Source organism: Silvimonas terrae (genome assembly GCF_014202765.1).
Taxonomy (GTDB): domain Bacteria; phylum Pseudomonadota; class Gammaproteobacteria; order Burkholderiales; family Chitinibacteraceae; genus Silvimonas; species Silvimonas terrae.
Genome location: NZ_JACHHN010000003.1, coordinates 121,109 through 138,106, shown reverse-complemented (window position 1 = coordinate 138,106; position 16,998 = coordinate 121,109). Strand labels below are relative to the sequence as shown.

Sequence of the window (16,998 nt, the reverse complement as noted above, 5' to 3'; positions counted from 1 at the left end):
ATTCAGGAAGTAATGATCATGGCTGCTTTACACATTGCCGGTTTGACCAAGCGCTTTGGTGCCCGAACGGTACTCGATGACATTCATCTGCAACTGCCCGCCGGCACGCTGACGGCCATTCTTGGCCCGTCTGGCGGTGGCAAGACCACGCTGTTGCGGCTGATCTGCGGGTTCGAGCGGGCAGATGGCGGTGAGATACGCATTGGTGATACGCCGGTCAGCGCACCGGGTGTGTTTGTGCCGACCGAGCGCCGGCATATTGGTTACGTTGCCCAGGAAGGGGCGCTGTTTCCGCACCTGACGGTGGCGCAGAACATTGTGTTTGGCCTGCCCCGGCAACAACGGGCCGCGCGCCATCGCGTGCCGGAACTACTGGCGCTGGTGGGCTTGTCCGCCACGTTTGCTGACCGCTTGCCGCATCAACTCTCTGGTGGTGAACAACAACGCGTGGCGCTGGCACGGGCACTGGCGCCATCCCCCGCGCTGGTGTTGCTGGACGAACCGTTCTCCGCACTGGATGCCGGCTTGCGCGCCGACACCCGTCAGGCGGTCAGCGCCGCGCTGGCCGCGACGGGCGCCACGGCCTTGCTGGTGACGCATGACCAGGCCGAAGCGCTCTCCATGGGGCATCAAGTGGCTGTGTTATGGGGCGGCAAGATGGCGCAGATCAGCACGCCACAAGCGCTGTACCGCTACCCGCAAAGTCAGGCGATTGCCGAGTTTGTCGGCAAGGCGGTGTGGCTGGATGCGCTGCTGGAGCCCGCAGGCGCGCGCACCGCGCTGGGCTTGTTACCGGTACAAGGGACGCAAACAGCCGGCCCGGCACGGGTGCTGCTGCGGCCAGAGCAGATTCGCCTCGTGACCAACGGGCATGACATGGCCAGCGTGCGCGGCATTGAATACCTGGGCGCGCACGCCGCCTTGTCTTTGGTGCTGCATCAGACGGGCGAAGCGTTGTCGGTGCTGGTGAATGCGCAGGACATCCCGCAGCCCGGCAGCCGCTTTGCCTTGAAGGTGGAAGGCCCGGTGACCGTGTTTGATCAAGCCGGGCAATTGCTGGCCAACCAGGATTCAGCGCTGGCGGCCTGAGCGCGTCAGAACGTGGTGGTGACGCTGCCAAACACGCTGCGCCGTGCGCCGTATTGCGGTGCGCCGACGCCCACCCCGGTGCCATCACGCAGCAGATACACATGGTCGAACACATTCAACAACGCCAGACGGCCTTCAATCTCCAGACTGCTGGTCGTTTTCCAGCTATGCGTATACGCCGTGTTGAACACGGTGTAAGACGGTAGCGAGGCGCTGTTGGGTGCGCCGCCATCCGGCGTGCGTCTGAGGCCGCTGCCAAACAGCATGTCGCCACTGATCAGGTTTTGCCCAAAGCGATAACTCACGCCGGAAGACGCCGTCCAGGTCTGATCGTGATCCAGATAGATATTGTGGTTGGCGATATACGCCAGCTCATCCGGATCAAACAGCGCCTGGCCGGACACAATGTTTTTGCCCTGTGCTTTCTGGTACGCCACGTTCAAATAGCCGCTCCACGGCCCGCTACCATACGTGGCAGAGAACTCTACCCCCCGCGCATAGCCTTCGGCGTAATTGAAAGGGGAGAGAATCAGCGCCTGCCCAAACTGGCCTTCATCCAGCAAGTTCTGGATGCGCTTGTAGTACGCGTCCAGCGCCACGGTCAGCGCCGGCGTGAGTTTGTGGCTGGCGCCCAGATCAAAGTAATGCGTGCGCTCGGCCTTGACGGTATCTGACATGCCAATCGCGGGCTGGTTGGTGGTGCCGCTGTACAGATCAATACTCGATTGCGCGGCCAGTTCTTGTGGTGGCGGCGTGAAGTAACGCGAATAACCGGCGTGGATCAGCGTGTTGTCGCTGGCCTGCCATGCCAGGTTCACACGCGGGCTGAACTGGTGCTCTTGCGTGAACGCCGCCACCTGATCAAACCGCAGCCCGTAATTGAGCGTCAATGCCGGGCCAAGGCGCCATTCATCTTGGGCGTACACGCTGACCAGACTGCCGGTTTTGCTGCTGTTATCCACGACGTTGAACGGCACATTGCTGCTCTGCGCGCCACTGTCATCCGTGGCAAAGACCGCCACCGTATTGTTGCTGGCCGTGCCCTGGCGCTGCAATTGGGTACCGGCACGCAGGGTGTGACCGGGGCTGACGCGCCAGGCCGCATCGAGCTGGATGCCGTTGGCCGAGTTGGAACGGAAAGTGTCGGACGCCACGCCGTTGTAGACCAGGTCCCCAATCAGATCGGGATAAAAATGCAGGTCTGAATACTGGTGGAACACAGACAACTGGTAATCCACCGTATCCAGGCTTTGCTGCAAGGACAGCGCGACAAAGCGGTTGACCTCGCGCTGGCGCTCATCCACCTGGCTGGACGGATAAGTATTGAGACCACTGGCCGGATCGCTCACCCCGGCCAGGGCAAACCCGGCTTGCTGGTTTGGGTTGGCGGGGATTTCATAACGCCCGTTGTAGGTGCCAAATAACAGGCCGACGCGGGTTTGCTCATCCACAAAGTATTCCAGATTGCCAAAGCTGCGGGATTGCCCCGTGTCGTCATGCAATGGGCGGGTGGTCGGCTGCGGGTTTTCCAGCCCGGCAGAGCTGGTGAGATAGCTGCCAGAGAGGTAGTAGTTGAGCCGGCCAGCGCTGCCAAAGACAGCGGCAGACGGGGCAAAAGTGTCGTTGCTACCGACTTCCAATCCCACGCGGCCACCGGGTGCCACCGGGCCGGAACGGGTCTGGATATCCACCACGCCCGCCGTGCGCAGGCCGTACTGCGCCGGCAGGGCGCCCGTCAGAAAATCAATGCTGTTCACATAGCGCGTATCAAACGCCGTCCCAAAGCCGGAAATGGCCTCCGGCAACTGCACGCCATCCACGCGATATTGCACGTTGCCATGATCGTCCCGCACGTGGAGTGAGCCAGACCCTTTGGAGTCTGCATCCACGCCCGGCAGGCGCAGCAAAACCTGGTCCAGCGCCGTGGCATCGCCCTGACCGTAGCTCTCCAGCGTGTTGCGGTCCATGTGATAGATGGTGGTGCCGACCGAGGGGGACAGCTCGATCCGTGCATTTTTCAGGCGTTCGGCAGTGATGGTGATGACGGGGAGATCATCGTCGGTTTGCGATGCAGCGGCGGTATCGGCCAGGGCCAGGTGGGGTACCACCAGGCTGGCCAGCAATAGCGCCAGGGGGCGCAAGGGAAACGGGGTCATGCGGGTTTGCTCTCTTTTTGTGATTGGCCGGGGATGACTTGCTTGTGGCTAATTGCAACAATGTTGCATTTCGCTGGCATGCTACCGGAATAATCACAAAATGCAACAATGTTGCAAATTGCAAAGACAAAAAAACGGCCTCCCCGCAGGAAGGCCGTTGATCCAGCACGATACAGAATGCTTATTTGTAGCGGGTCCAGACCACCTGCGTGGTGGTGACCCCGGTACTACCGCCCCCGGTGCTGCAACCGGCTTGCGATACGCACGGGTTGAAGGTGGGTGGGTAATTGGTCAGGTCAATGGTGGTGGTGGCGGTAAAGCTGGACGAGTTGGTCTGGCTCTGCTGGAACGCATTCACATAACCGGCCACATAGGTATTCCCGCCAAAAGACACCGTATCCGCGCTGATCACGTTGCCAAAAATCTGGGTGCTGGCGCCCAGCGTCACCGTACCGCCGCTGAAGGTGGTACTGCCAGGGATATAACCACCGGCATACAGCGCAATATTGGCCAGCGGGTTGGCCGCACCCTGATAGCCGCAATAGTTGTTGCTGGCATTGGGTACGCACGTGCTGACAACGGGAGTCGGGCACAGATTGGTGGGGTACAGGTTTTGTGACGGATATTTGGTGAGCATATCCGCCGATGCATTGAACGGATTGTTCACGCAAATCCCCGCTGTGCCGATTTTGGCATTGCTGTTGGGATTGGTGACATTGCCAAAGCCGACATAGTTGGGCGCGTAGGTGATGTTATTGGCGCTGGTGGTGATGTTGCCGGTCGCCATCACGGTATTGAGCCAGGTGCCCAGACCCAGGTTGACGTTGCCGTTAAACCAGACCAGACCGGGCGGCAGCGCCTCGCCTGCCGTGGCGACATCGGCAAGCGACCAGGTGGGTACGCCGGCCGAGACCGTGGGTTGTGAGGTAAAGCAACTGTTGTACATGGAGCCCGAATAACACACGCGGATAGTGCAACTGGCGGCGTTGTAGGTGCTGGTCGGGCACAGCATGTCGCGGTTGCTTTGACCGTCTCCCAATACATACCAGGCCCCGGCGGGGATGCTGGTGCCGGTGACGGATGTCGCTGCGGGCGCACCGGAACTGCTGGGGATGCCGTTCACATTGCTGATATTGACCCGGATGTTGTTGGCGCTATCCACATCAAACGCATAGTTGGCTTGCGAACGGTTGGCCCAGGCATCAATGGTGGGGGAGCTCGGCACGCTCACCGACGGTACCGGCACCGTGTTGGCCGCATAAGTGGGCATGAAGTTCGGGACGAGCGTGACATGGCTGTTGTGCGTGGTGCCATTGTTGCCCGCGGGGGCAAAGCCGGTACCGACCGTGCCGTTTTGCACGGCAGAGTAATTGTCCTGGTACACCAGGTTGCCCGCCGCGGCCAGGTTTTTGACCGTGGCGTTGTACAGATTCAGGTTGCCGTTGGTGTTGACGTTGGCAATGGTCTGCGCGCCAGCGGTGGTGACGCCGCCGCTGCCTGGCGTGGTGGTGGATGGCCGGCCATTGGCAGTGGCCCCGGCCAGCGCGTTGACCGTGCCCACTGCCGCGCTATTGGTGAAGGTGACCGAACCATTGGCGTTGATGGTGGTGATGGTGGCACTGTTGGTGATCGTCACGTTGCCTTGCGAACCAATGGTCTGGAACGTGGCCGAGTTGTTAATGGTGACGTCGCCTTGCGCCAGAATATTCTGCACCGAGCCCGTCGAACTCAGGTTGACCGACCCGGTGGTGTACAGGTTGTTGATGCCGTCGAGCGTACCCGTGTCGGTCAGGTTACCGATCACGGTGATGTTGGCGCTGCTGTCGCCGGCAAACTTGATATTGCCGGATGTGGTCAGGTTGCCGTGGATCACCATCCCGCCGCCCGCGCTGCCGGGAGGGGTGCTGCCGCTACCACTGGCCGTGGTCACGCAATACACGGCCTCGACCGTGGCGGCGGCCTTGATGTCGCTGGTGGTAGCGTTGTTGCCGGTGAAACTGGCGGTCACTTGCGTGCCACTACCGCAGGTGCTTGCACCGGTAGCCACGGCGGTAATGGCCCCGGTAATGCCGGTGGCCACGCTGCCGCCAGAAATGCTGATCACGTTACCGGGCGCGGTGGTTGGCAAACTGGCCGCCTGGGTCTGCCCGAGTGTGTTGAGATATTGCCGGAACGCCTCGACACCATCCCACGCTTTCATTTGCGCGGTGGTGACTGCGTGCGTGGTCAGTGCGCTGTCTTGCTCTGCCCGCACGTAATGCATGGTGCCAAGGACGGTCACCGTCAGCGACAAACCCACCAGTATGACCAGCAAGATTGCGGCAATACCACGCTGGCGGTGTAGCGGGGCAGAAGGGGGTAAATGATCAAGGCGCATAAGGACGGTTCGCTTAACTGATATTGGGCAGACAGCTAGACCAGGACGAAAGGCTGGCATTGGCGCTGGTATTGGTGCTCCAGCTCAACTGCACGTACAAGCCGGCGGGCGCACTGGCGCCCACCAGCGTGCTGTACGGCCAGCAGGTGGTTTCCTGGGCGTTGAACATGACCGGGCCGTTTAACAGGCCACCGGTCACCAGGGGCGTGACGGTCCAGGTGGTGGTGTTCCAGTTGCCGCTCACGGGGGAACAACTGCCGCTGGCTTGCAGCAGGTACAGTGCGTTGGTGGCACTGCTATCAGACAGCAAGCCGTAGCACTGCGCGGTGGCGGCGGTGGCCGGTACTGTGCTTCCGGCGGTTTCCCAGAACATGGCGTTGGCCGGATTGGCCGTCAGCGGCAGTGTGACCACGCCACTGCTAATGCTTTGCAGAGTGCCATTGACCTTGATGGTGGACGTCCCCGCCATGGTGCTGCCCAGCAAGTCGCTGGCGGGGGTGCTGATCACCGTCTTCTGGGCGCCGGTCACCAGTACAAACTGGCTGTTATGCGCGGCCTGCGGGGCGTAGCCGTAGCCGGCGTTCTGTAACAAGGTCTGCACGGATAACAAGGCGGTGGCAATTTGCCGATCCTGGGCTGCGGTGGGCTGCATGCCATTATTGCCCACCACATTGGCAGCCACCACCCGGAACAATGACAGCATCGACAAAATGACCAGCAGCGAGACCAGCAAGCCCACCATCAGGCTAACAATGGTCCAGCCGGCTTGCCCGCGTGGGGAATGGCGAGTGCGCATATCAGTTATTCACCGTGAGCGTGCCGCCCAGCTTGCTGTCATTGACCGAGTTGGAAATCTGCGGCAACTGCCCGGTACCGGTCACGGTATTACCCGCTACAGAAACGCTCACCGTACTGAGCGAGCAACTGTTTTGCGTGGTCACGGAGGCACTGGCAGTCAGTTGCAGATGACCCGCCATACCCAGATTGCAGGTGGTGGTGCTGGACGTGGCGGAGGCAAAGGCGTTGTTGACGCTGATGCTCTGCAAGCCGCTGCGCAATTGCGCAATCACGCTGTTCTGCGCATTGAGCGTGCTTTGCGCCAGCGCCACGCGGGAGAGCGAAAACGTAATCCCCATACCGACAATCGCCAGCAGCAAAATGGCAATCAATCCTTCCAGCAGGGTGGCGCCCGTCTGGGCTGAGGGCATATGACTAGTTGAGCGCATTGGGGCCTCCGCTGACGCCTTGAATGGTGGAAAGGGCATAAATGCCGGTCTGACCGCAGACGACACCGCCCAGGCTCACGGTCGCTAGCGTTCCGCCAGGCGTGAAGGCCAGGCACTGTGCGGCCGCGCCGTTAAAAGTGGCAGAGGTGCCATTGGGCAACTGCCCCGACCACACCGCATTGCTGCAGGTGAGCGCGGTTACCGTGGTGGCGTCCTGTACGCAAACCGTCCCGCCGCTGGTGGAGGTGGCGTTGCCGTTGACCAGAATCAGATACGCCGATGGCGCTGTCAGCCCGACGCCCGCCGTATTGCGCAGCGCACGGGATCTGGCCCAGGCCGCGCCCTGGGTAAAAGAGATGGTGGCGGAATTGACATTGGCGCTGCCCACCCACTTGGCGGTCAGCGGCACGCCCAACAGCAGCAGAATGCTGATGATCACGATGACAATCATCATCTCGATCAGGGTGAACCCGCGTTGCCGGATCACCATGACGCCAGATACCCGCAAGCACGTGGCGTGCTGGAGCCGGCGGACAGCGAGCGCTGGCTGGCGGCATCCAGTTGCAAGGTGCAGCCTGCCACCATGGTGCCGCTGATCCCTCTGGCCGTGAGCGTATAGAACGGCGCGGTCGCGCTATTGGTCAGCGAATAGGTGAACAGGTTGCCCTCAGTGGGCCCGAAGCCGCTAAAGCCGGTAGCGCTACTGGTGACGCTGCTGTTATCTGCGGGGTAACTGAAGGTGAGCTGATGGCTGTTTTCCACCACCAGCGCCAATGCCACCAGGTCCGCGCCTGCGGCCTTCACATTGCTGCGGATGATGTAGTTCTGGTACAGCGGCAATGCAATGGCGGTCAGAATCGCCACGATCGCCATCGTGACCATCAGTTCAATGAGGGTAAAGCCGGCGGACGGTTTGCCTGGGCGTGGCAAAACCGCTGCGCAAAAGGGAGCAGGCATGGTTTCGTTTTTTTGCTTGTATGGCCCAGGCGGGTTAGACCGGGCATGTGTTGTCGTTGTATGACCCCTGTCTGCCTGTACCGCATTGGTGCGGCCTTGCTGTGTTTCTGCCTCCTCTGTCAGGCAGCACACGCACTTGTCTCTGTAGGACAAAGGGCATAAGGGTATTTACTTATGTTGATGACAAATGGGTTTGTCTGTCAAAAGAAATTTAAGTGATTACCTGAATCTGACGATCTGGACCTGCACCTGATCTGGCAGCAGGTCAGGCCGGAATGCCGCAATATGGTGCATTCCAGCGTGGCTGCGGCATGGCGACCAGCGGTGATATGTCAGGAATAAAAGGCGGTTTTACTGTTGTTTTTCTGTCCGCCCGTATTTTCTGTCAGTTTTCCGGGCACAAGGGCCGCCTGGATGACCTTGCTGAAAGGTCCAGTATTTGAAAACGGTTTCATGAAGCTGCGGATGGTTGAAAGAAATGGCCGACCACGCTGCCGGCTTGGGGAGGTATCAAGCCGCCTGGTAACGCCCCGGCGTGACGCCCAGGGCCCGGCGGAACATGTCGATAAACGCACTGACATTGTCGTAACCCAGTTCCAGCGCGATATTGGTCACCGGCACCCGATCCGCCAGCAGTTCCAGCGCCCGTAACAAGCGCGCCTGCTGCCGCCACGCGCCAAAACTGATGCCGGTTTCGGCGGCCCAGTGGCGGTTGAGCGTTCTGGGCGACAAGCCGGCCCAGCTTGCCCATGCATCCAGATTGCGGCTGTCAGACAAATCCGCGGCCAAGGCGTTGGCGATCCGCATCAGCCGTGGATCGGCCGGTTGCAACAGCCCCAGCGCTTCGGCCTGCGCTTGGGCCACTTCATCCAGAATGACCTCGGCCACGCGGGTCTGCGCCGGGGTCAGGGCCTCGCCGGGCCAGGTGGCGGCGCGGCGCACGGCTTCGCGCAACAAGGGCGTCGTTTTGATGGCGCGTGGCTCTGGGGGCAGGGTGGCGCAGCAGTGTTCGGCAATGAAGACGCTCCAGCCCGCAAATGGACCGAACGAGCGCAAAGAGTGCGTCCGGTGGGGCGGAATCCAGATGGCGTGGACCGCTGGCACCACCCATTGCTGCCGATCCAGCCCAATGGAAATCAGCCCATGCAATGCGCCGACCAGTTGCCCGCGTGCATGGCTATGCGCGGGGGTCACGCGGACTGCATCGCGGGTGAGTTCTGCCGCCGCCACAAACGGGCCGGCGGAAGACAGCACCAGATCAGGCCGGATGATCAAATCTTCCATGGCCGAAACTCCGTATCGAATGGCCTTAATGCCGCAGACCAACCACATCAGTATGCCTACACTGGCTACAACATCACAAGCAACCGGAGTGACCACCATGCAGGCCAAAGATGTACTGCCCGATGGGCAAAACCAGATTCATCTTGCCGGCACCGTCGTGCGCAAGGGCACTGTGGGCGCGTTTCTGCTCAATGCGCGGGTCTGGCTTGATCCGGCGGCGACGGCCGCCCAGCGCCAGCAAGTTGCCGCAGATATGCAAGACGCGCTCCCGGCACTTCAGGCGCTGGGTTTGTTCGATGTCCTTGAAATTCGCGATCCAGCCTTGCGTCACTGGCTTGCCTCACATCCATTGGAGTCAGCATGAAAGCCGCCGTTGTTACCGCTGCGGGCCAACTGCCCGTGTTTGCCGAGTTTGAAAAACCCGTTGCCGCCGCCGGCCAGCAGATCGTTCACGTGGCCGCATCGGCACTGAGCCAGTTAACCCGCGCCAAAGCGGCCGGCACGCATTATTCCTCTCATGGCGTGTTCCCGTTTGTGGCGGGCGTGGATGGCGTGGGCCGCCTGGAAAACGGCCAGCGCGTATACTTTTTTGCGCCGCAAGCGCCATTTGGCGCGATGGGTGAATACAGCGTGGTGGATGCGGCCCAGTGCGTTCCGGTGCCGGATGAACTGGATGACGTCACCGCCGCAGCGGCGGCCATCCCCGGCATGTCTTGCTGGGCCGCGCTGGTGGAGCGCGCGGGTTTTGTCAAAGGAGAAACCGTGCTGGTCAATGGCGCAACTGGCGCTTCTGGCCGGTTGGCAGTGCAGATTGCCCGCTATCTGGGGGCCGGTAAAATCATTGCCACCGGCCGCAATCCGGCTGCGTTGGGGTGGCTGCAATCAGCCGGCGCAGACGTCGTTATCCCGCTGGATCAAGCGGAGGACACCCTCAGCGCTGCGCTGGTTCCGCACCTGGCCGCAGGCGTGGATGTGGTGCTCGATTACCTGTGGGGCCCCAGCGCTCGTACTCTGTTGGTGAGCGCCGCCAAACACCTGCCAGAGGGGCAGCAGATGCGTTTTGTGCAGATAGGCTCCATCAGCGGCGCAGAAATCAGTCTGCCGGCCGCTGTGCTGCGCGCCACCGCCATCAACTTGATGGGCAGCGGTATTGGCAGCGTGCCCTTGCCACGCTTGCTGCACGTCGTTGGGCAAGTGTTGCAAGCCGTGATCCCGGCCGGGCTGGAAGTCAAAACCCAGGCCGTACCGCTGGCGCAATTGGCAGACCATTGGGGCGCGGCCGATAGTCAGTTGCGGACGGTGTTTACCATGGAGTGATGGACTGTTGGAAATCCAGCAATGTGTTGGGATTGGTGTTGGATATCCAGCATGATGCAGATTGATTTTTTAAAAAGGCTTGCCCGTCATGGCAAGCCTTTTTGTTTTTATATCATTGATTGTTAAGGTTTTTGTTGAATTTTTGTTTGTGTGGCACAGCGCTTGCTATGACATAACCTGTCATAACAGGTGCTGACCTATGTCGCTAACCCCGCAAACCTTTACCCGAGCGCATGTCTCGCTCTATAGCCAGATCAGGGACGAACTGCGCGAGCATATCGTCACCGGTCGCTATCAGCCGCATGACCGGGTGCCGTCAGAAAGCCAGCTCATGCGCCAGTACGGCGTCAGCCGTATTACCGTGCGCCAGGCCCTGGGTGATCTGGAAAAAGAAGCGCTGATTTTCCGGGTGGCCGGGAAAGGGGCGTTTGTATCGCGGCCCAAGCCATTCCAGGAATTGGGCCGCCTGCAAGGCTTTGCCGAGGCCATGCATGGCCAGGGCTATCAAACCCACAACCGCTTGTTAAGCCTGGAAACGCTGGCGGCTGATGCAGAAGTCGCCCAACGTCTGAATTTGCCGGAAGGCGCACCTGTCACCCGCATTGCCCGCGTGCGCTATCTGAACCGCGAACCTGTCTCGCTGGATGTCACCTGGGTAGAGGCGCGCATTGGCGTGCGGCTGGCGCGGGAGGATCTGGCCAGTCGCGACATTTTCGTCATCCTGGAAAACGACTATGGCCTGCCCCTGGGCCATGCCGACCTGACCATTGACGCCCAACTGGCCGACGCCCCGCTGGCAGCCGCACTGGGCGTGGCAGAGCACTCGGCCGTGTTGCGTATTGAGCGCCTCACTCATACCCGCGATGGCGCACCTGTCGATTTCGAATACCTCTATTGCCGGCCGGACAATTTCCAGTACCGGCTGCGTCTGAACCGTGCGTAACAACCCGAGCGATTTCATGAACACCATCGAACACTTTGTAGATGTCCTTGTCATTGGCGGCGGCACAGCCGGGCCCATGGCCGCCGTCAAGGCCAAACAGGCCAACCCCGCTTTGCGCGTGCTGTTGCTGGAAAAAGCCAATGTCAAACGCAGTGGCGCCATCAGCATGGGGATGGATGGCCTGAACAACGCCGTGATCCCCGGCCACGCCACGCCAGAGCAATACGTGCGTGAAATCACCGCCGCTAACGATGGCATCGTCAACCAGAAAACCGTCATGGCCTACGCGCAAAACAGCTTTGCCATGATTGAAGAACTGGACCGCTGGGGCGTGAAGTTCGAGAAAGACGAAACCGGTGACTTTGCCGTGAAGAAAGTCCATCACATGGGCAGTTATGTCTTGCCCATGCCGGAAGGGCACGACATCAAAAAAGTCTTGTATCGGCAACTCAAAAAGACGCGGGTCGAGATCACCAACCGGCTGGTCGCCACCCGGCTGATCACCGGCGAAGACGGCCGCATTGCCGGCACGTTTGCCTTTGATTGCCGCACCGGCGAGTTTCATGTCGTGCGCGCCAAATCCGTTGTATTGGCTACCGGCGCAGCCGGACGGCTGGGTCTGCCGGCCTCGGGTTATCTGTTTGGCACCTATGAAAACCCCACCAACGCCGGCGATGGTTACAGCATGGCGTTTCACGCCGGCGCCGAGTTATCCGGCATTGAGTGTTTTCAGATCAACCCGCTGATCAAAGATTACAACGGCCCGGCTTGCGCCTACGTGACCGGCCCGTTTGGTGGCTACACCACCAACAGCAAGGGTGAACGGTTCATTGAGTGTGATTACTGGAGCGGCCAGATGATGCTGGAGTTCCAGCGTGAACTGGCGGGCGGCAACGGCCCGGTATTCCTCAAGCTCGATCACCTGGCGCCAGAAACCATCAGCACGATCGAGACCATTTTGCATACCAACGAGCGCCCCAGCCGTGGGCGTTTCCATGCCGGGCGCGGCACGGATTACCGGGAGCGCATGGTGGAAATGCATATCTCGGAGATCGGCCTGTGCAGTGGCCATTCCGCCTCTGGCGTGTGGGTGGATGAGCACGCGGCGACCACCGTGGCTGGCCTGTTTGCCGCCGGCGACCTGGCGTGCGTGCCGCATAACTACATGCTGGGCGCCTTTGTATACGGCAAGTTTGCCGGCGAATCCGCCGCCCGCCACGCGCTGGAGCACGAACACGCCAAAGTGGACGTCGGCCAGATTGAAACCGAGCGCAACCGCGTGCTTGCGCCGCTGCTGCGGGAAGCCGGCCTGCCACCGGCGCAGGTGGAATACAAACTGCGCCGCATGGTGAACGACTACCTGCAACCGCCCAAGGTCACCCGCAAGATGGAGATTGGCCTGGAGCGCTTTGAAGGCATCCGCCACGACCTGGAGCAACTCTCCGCCCGCAACCCGCATGAGTTGATGCGCGCCATGGAGGTCTATGCCATCCGCGACTGCGCCGAAATGGCCGCCCGCGCTTCGTTGTTCCGTACCGAAAGCCGCTGGGGGCTGTACCACGCCCGCGTGGACTTTCCGGAACGTAACGACGCCGAGTGGCTGGTGCACGTCCAGACCCACAAGAACGAACGCGGTGATATGGCGTGCTTCAAGCGCGCGCTGGAACCCGCCGTCATCACCATGAACGAGGCCGACAAAGCCGCCTACCACCAGCTGCGCATTCCGGCCAGCCAACCCGCCGCCGAGAGGATCCCCGCATGAGCCTGCCCGTATTCGCGCTTGCCCAACAGCGCACCACTGTCCCGGTGCGCATTGATGAAGACAAATGCATTGCCGACAAGGGCTGCACGGTGTGCGTGGACGTTTGCCCACTGGACGTGCTGGCCATCGACCTCACCAAAGGCAAGGCCTATATGGCGTTTGATGAGTGCTGGTACTGCATGCCATGCGAGAAGGATTGCCCGACTGGGGCTGTGCAGGTCGACATACCGTATTTGTTGCGGTGAGGGGGCCTTTGCTGGCCGAAACCACTGTGTAGCCCGGATGGAGCCGGCAGGCGGGAATCCGGGGTGGCTGTCCTGGTTCATATTGCTGTGGTTTTTAGCGCCTGACGGCGCGGGTTTGAAAAGCATTTGATACCCGGGGTGCCGGGCCCACGTCACTTTCTTTGCGTCTCCAAAGAAAGTAACCAAAGAAAGGCGACCCCAGCCTGGCGGCCCTCCGGGCTTCCCTCAGTCGGTCGGGAGCCTAAGGTCTCCCTCCCTTCTTCGGCGCTTGGCTTCGATGGGGAAGGAAAGTCAAAAGCAACAGCAACGGCAAAAGCAACGGCCACAGCCACAGCCACGGCCACATCGTCTGTGTGCGGGCTCGTAGGGTGGATTCGGAGCGCAGCGACAATCCACCAGCGTTGCCGGATTCCGGCGCAAGCAGGCCGCCGAGGACCGGAATGACGAAGTGGTGAGCCACAAGTTCTTTCTTGCAAGCAAACCGGCACCCATAAGCGCCGACCAGAACACGATTTACCAAATAACCAGAAACCACTACTCCGGAGCAACACCATGCATTTGTTCAAAACATTACCGTTCCTGCTGGCCCTTACGCTGGGCGCGGCGAATGCCGAAACCATCCGCATTGCCATCGGCACCCAGGACACCACCATCAACTGCGCCACTGGCGGGTTGATGATCCGCGAACTCAAACTGCTGGATAAATACCTGCCGCACGACGGCAAGTACAAAGAGGTGACATACGACATCCAGTGGAAGAACTTCACCTCCGGCGCACCGCTGACTAACGAGATGGTGGCAGACCGGCTGGATATCGGCGCCATGGCGGATTTTCCCGGGTCACTGAACGGCGCGGCGTTCGATAAAGCCGGCAAGAAGAGCCTGTTTATCAGCGTCTTGTCTGGCAGTACCCAAGGCAGCGGTAATGGCATCGTCGTGCCCAAAGATTCGCCCATCCAGTCCATCAGCGAACTGAAGGGCAAGACCATCTCTGTCCCGTTTGCCTCGACCTCGCACGGCATGTTGCTGCGTGCCCTCAAGGCCCAGGGCATTGATCCGGACAAAGACGTCACCATTCTGACGCAAGCGCCAGAAGTGGCCGCCCCGGCGCTGCAAACCAACAAGATCGATGCGCATGCAGACTTCGTGCCGTTTGCCGAGTTGTTCCCGTACCGTGGCTTTGCCCGCAAGATTTATGACGGTTCGCAAGCCAACGCGCCGACCTTCCACGGTGCGCTGGTCAGCGCAGAGTACGCCCGCAAATATCCGGAAGTGGTGGTGGCCTATTTGCGTGCCGCGCTGGAGGCCGATCGCCTGTTTGCGGCAGAACCAGAAAAATACAGCGAGTTGATCGAGAAAACCACGGGTGTGGAAGCCGAAGTGGCGTACTTGTTCCACGGTCCGCTGGGGCTGCAAACGCGTGACTTTACCTGGAAGCCGGAATACCGCCAGGCACTCAAGACGTCGATTGAAACCCTGCGTTATCTGAAAAAGACCGACGCCAATCTGGACGTGAACACGTTTGTGGATGACCGCTATCTGCGCGAAGCCTTCAAGCTTTCTGGCCGCGACTACGACGCCGCCTTGAAGGACTACGACAAGCTGCCGCTCAAAGCCAATGACGCGCTGACCGGCAAGCCCATTACCAGCATCAAGCGCGTGGCTCAGGTGTGGGTGGGGGGAGAGGCACATGTGCGTAGTTATGCCTCGCCGGAAAACGCGTTTACCGATGCCCGCAAACTGGAAGGCGAGGGCAAGAAAATCCGCGTGATCTACGCCCAGGACTACAACAGCGGTATCAAGCTCTTTGCCCAGCAAGCCTGGTTTGTGCGGGATGCCAAGGGCCAACTGGCCGCCTTCCTGGGTAAAGATGCCGCTGCCACGTGGGCCAGAGCCAACAACGGCACGGTGGTGGATTACGCCGCCGCGCGCCAGAGCGCCAAACTGGCCAGCAACTGAGGATGCACGCATGACCACCGCCACGGGCCTTGCCCTTTCCAACCCGCCCAAACCATCCCGGATAGTGCGCTGGCCCGCAGCGGGGGGTTATGCCGCGCAAGCCGGCTCTTTGCTGGGGTGCGTGCTGTTCTGGCATCTGGCGAGTACGCACCACTGGCATGCGGGGTTCATCACCTTTGCCAATGTGCCGGCGCCGCTGGAAGTGCTGGCTGCCGCACGCGAGCTGTTTGAATCTCCCAAGCTGTGGCTGCACTTGCGTGCCAGCTTGCTGCGGGTGGGCATTGGCTTTGCCATTGCCGGTGTATTGGGGGTGGCGGCCGGTTTGTTGATTGGCCGTTTTGAATGGGCGCGGCGGGTGCTGCTTACACCGCTGGAAGTATTGCGGCCGATCCCGGCGGTAGCGTGGATTCCGCTCTCCATCCTGGTGTTCCCGTCCTCTGAAGCCAGCATGATCTTCATCACCTTTGTTGGCGCGGTGTTTCCGATTCTGTTGAACACCATTCACGGGGTGGAAGGGGTAGACCCGCGCTTGACGGCCAGCGCACGCAGCCTGGGCGCCGGCCGCTGGCGGGTATTTCCGGAAGTCATTCTGCCGGCGGCGGCACCAGCCATTGTGACCGGTTTGTCGATCGGCATGGGGACGTGCTGGTTTTGCCTGGTGACGGCGGAAATGATCTCCGGCCAGTTCGGCATCGGCTATTACACCTGGGAGTCTTATACCTTGCAGAACTACGCCAGCATTGTGGTCGGCATGTTGTTGATTGGTGTGCTGGGCATGGGTAGCAGCGTGCTGATCCGCGTCATCGGTCAGCGGCTGACGCCGTGGCAAAGGGGGCGGGCATGAGTGCGTCTGATCATCCCGCCGCGATCCGCTTGCGGCAGTTGTCCATCCGGCTAGGGTTGGGGTCGGCGGCGTTTGAGGCCGTACAGAACGTCAGTCTGGATATTGAACCGGGCCAGTTTGTCTGCCTGCTGGGTCCGTCGGGTTGTGGTAAATCCACTTTGCTGGGCGCGCTGGCCGGGCATTTGACGCCGGCATCCGGCCAGGCGCTGCTGGATGGTGAGCGCGTGGCCGGGCCGCATCCGGAGCGCGGGCTGGTGTTTCAGCACCACACGCTGTTTCCGTGGAAAACCGTGGCGCAGAACGTGGCTTTTGGCCTGAAAATGAAAGGCGTCGATGCCGCCACCCGCCAACGACAAGCCGAAGAATTCATCGACCTTGTCGGCTTGACCGGCTTTGCCCGGCACTACCCCGGCCAGCTCTCTGGTGGCATGCAGCAGCGCGTGGAAATTGCCCGCGTGCTGATCAACCACCCACGCGTGTTGCTGATGGATGAACCCTTCGGCGCGCTGGATGCGCTGACCCGCTTGAAGATGCAGGAACTCCTGCTGGAGATCCGCGAGCGCATCCGCACCACCGTGCTGTTCGTCACGCATGACATTGATGAAGCACTGTTGCTGGCCGATCGCGTGCTGATCATGAGCCCACGCCCTGGCCGCATTATCGAAGACCTGCCGGTTGATCTGCCCCGGCCCCGGTTTGCTGCGGCCGGTAGCGCCCGCTTTGCCAGCCTGAAACAACATTGCCTTGCCCTGTTGCGGTATGACGAACCCGCCACCAGCTTGCCGCGCTTGACCCCATTGGGCGCGCCACCAGCCCATCAACTCCAGTTTGCGATCTGA

At 60.8% G+C, this 16,998-nt stretch carries 17 protein-coding genes; 10 read left to right on the top strand and 7 right to left on the bottom strand.

Annotated elements, in window-relative coordinates:
• The first annotated feature begins 18 nt into the window (after positions 1–18).
• Positions 19–1,089 carry an ABC transporter ATP-binding protein gene (locus HNQ50_RS07890; protein ID WP_184099354.1) on the top strand — a complete coding sequence of 357 codons (1,071 nt, stop codon included), beginning with the start codon at positions 19–21 and terminating at the stop codon, positions 1,087–1,089.
• A 5-nt stretch (positions 1,090–1,094) separates the two neighbouring features.
• Here HNQ50_RS07890 and HNQ50_RS07885 read toward each other — a convergent pair whose 3' ends face one another.
• The 6 genes from HNQ50_RS07885 to HNQ50_RS22310 all read right to left on the bottom strand — a co-directional run bounded on the left by HNQ50_RS07885 (position 1,095) and on the right by HNQ50_RS22310 (position 7,805).
• Positions 1,095–3,245, bottom strand: a complete 2,151-nt coding sequence (locus tag HNQ50_RS07885) for a TonB-dependent receptor (RefSeq protein WP_184099352.1) — start codon at positions 3,243–3,245, stop codon at positions 1,095–1,097.
• Positions 3,246–3,426: 181 nt separating this feature from the next.
• Positions 3,427–5,622 (bottom strand): hypothetical protein, encoded by a 2,196-nt coding sequence (locus HNQ50_RS07880; protein ID WP_184099350.1) that lies wholly within the window; start codon positions 5,620–5,622, stop codon positions 3,427–3,429.
• Between the two features lie 13 nt (positions 5,623–5,635).
• Positions 5,636–6,418, bottom strand: a complete 783-nt coding sequence (locus HNQ50_RS07875) for a hypothetical protein (protein ID WP_184099348.1) — start codon at positions 6,416–6,418, stop codon at positions 5,636–5,638.
• A gap of 1 nt (position 6,419) precedes the next feature.
• On the bottom strand, positions 6,420–6,848 hold the full coding sequence (locus tag HNQ50_RS07870) for a PulJ/GspJ family protein (RefSeq protein WP_184099346.1): 429 nt from the start codon (positions 6,846–6,848) through the stop codon (positions 6,420–6,422).
• Positions 6,835–7,338 carry a prepilin-type N-terminal cleavage/methylation domain-containing protein gene (locus HNQ50_RS07865; protein WP_184099344.1) on the bottom strand — a complete coding sequence of 168 codons (504 nt, stop codon included), beginning with the start codon at positions 7,336–7,338 and terminating at the stop codon, positions 6,835–6,837. The genes HNQ50_RS07870 and HNQ50_RS07865 overlap by 14 nt, the downstream gene beginning before the upstream one ends.
• Entirely contained in the window at positions 7,332–7,805 is a 474-nt protein-coding gene (locus HNQ50_RS22310; RefSeq protein WP_184099342.1) for a type IV pilin protein, read from the bottom strand. The genes HNQ50_RS07865 and HNQ50_RS22310 overlap by 7 nt, the downstream gene beginning before the upstream one ends.
• Positions 7,806–8,080: 275 nt before the next feature.
• On the opposite strand from HNQ50_RS22310, the gene HNQ50_RS07855 reads away from it, so the two are divergent.
• Positions 8,081–8,248, top strand: coding sequence for a hypothetical protein (locus HNQ50_RS07855; protein WP_184099340.1), 168 nt, complete (start codon positions 8,081–8,083; stop codon positions 8,246–8,248).
• 67 nt (positions 8,249–8,315) lie between these two features.
• Here HNQ50_RS07855 and HNQ50_RS07850 read toward each other — a convergent pair whose 3' ends face one another.
• A complete protein-coding gene (locus HNQ50_RS07850; RefSeq protein ID WP_184099338.1) occupies positions 8,316–9,089 on the bottom strand; it encodes an AraC family transcriptional regulator in 774 nt (257 codons plus the stop codon).
• On the opposite strand from HNQ50_RS07850, the gene HNQ50_RS07845 reads away from it, so the two are divergent.
• From HNQ50_RS07845 to HNQ50_RS07810, 8 genes are all read left to right on the top strand, one after another.
• Positions 9,073–9,453, top strand: coding sequence for a hypothetical protein (locus tag HNQ50_RS07845; protein WP_221303072.1), 381 nt, complete (start codon positions 9,073–9,075; stop codon positions 9,451–9,453). The two genes, HNQ50_RS07850 and HNQ50_RS07845, sit on opposite strands and share 17 nt — an antisense overlap.
• Positions 9,450–10,406, top strand: coding sequence for a quinone oxidoreductase family protein (locus HNQ50_RS07840; protein ID WP_184099336.1), 957 nt, complete (start codon positions 9,450–9,452; stop codon positions 10,404–10,406). Before HNQ50_RS07845 ends, HNQ50_RS07840 begins: the two co-directional genes overlap by 4 nt.
• A gap of 199 nt (positions 10,407–10,605) precedes the next feature.
• On the top strand, positions 10,606–11,349 hold the full coding sequence (locus tag HNQ50_RS07835; protein ID WP_184099334.1) for a GntR family transcriptional regulator: 744 nt from the start codon (positions 10,606–10,608) through the stop codon (positions 11,347–11,349).
• A 16-nt stretch (positions 11,350–11,365) separates the two neighbouring features.
• Positions 11,366–13,111, top strand: a complete 1,746-nt coding sequence (locus HNQ50_RS07830) for a fumarate reductase/succinate dehydrogenase flavoprotein subunit (RefSeq protein ID WP_184099332.1) — start codon at positions 11,366–11,368, stop codon at positions 13,109–13,111.
• On the top strand, positions 13,108–13,356 hold the full coding sequence (locus tag HNQ50_RS07825; protein ID WP_184099330.1) for a 4Fe-4S dicluster domain-containing protein: 249 nt from the start codon (positions 13,108–13,110) through the stop codon (positions 13,354–13,356). The genes HNQ50_RS07830 and HNQ50_RS07825 overlap by 4 nt, the downstream gene beginning before the upstream one ends.
• A 552-nt stretch (positions 13,357–13,908) precedes the next feature.
• Complete coding sequence (locus HNQ50_RS07820; protein ID WP_184099328.1) at positions 13,909–15,315, top strand: ABC transporter substrate-binding protein; 1,407 nt, start codon at positions 13,909–13,911, stop codon at positions 15,313–15,315.
• Between the two features lie 10 nt (positions 15,316–15,325).
• Complete coding sequence (locus tag HNQ50_RS07815) at positions 15,326–16,159, top strand: ABC transporter permease (protein WP_184099326.1); 834 nt, start codon at positions 15,326–15,328, stop codon at positions 16,157–16,159.
• A complete protein-coding gene (locus HNQ50_RS07810) occupies positions 16,156–16,998 on the top strand; it encodes an ABC transporter ATP-binding protein (RefSeq protein WP_184099324.1) in 843 nt (280 codons plus the stop codon). The genes HNQ50_RS07815 and HNQ50_RS07810 overlap by 4 nt, the downstream gene beginning before the upstream one ends.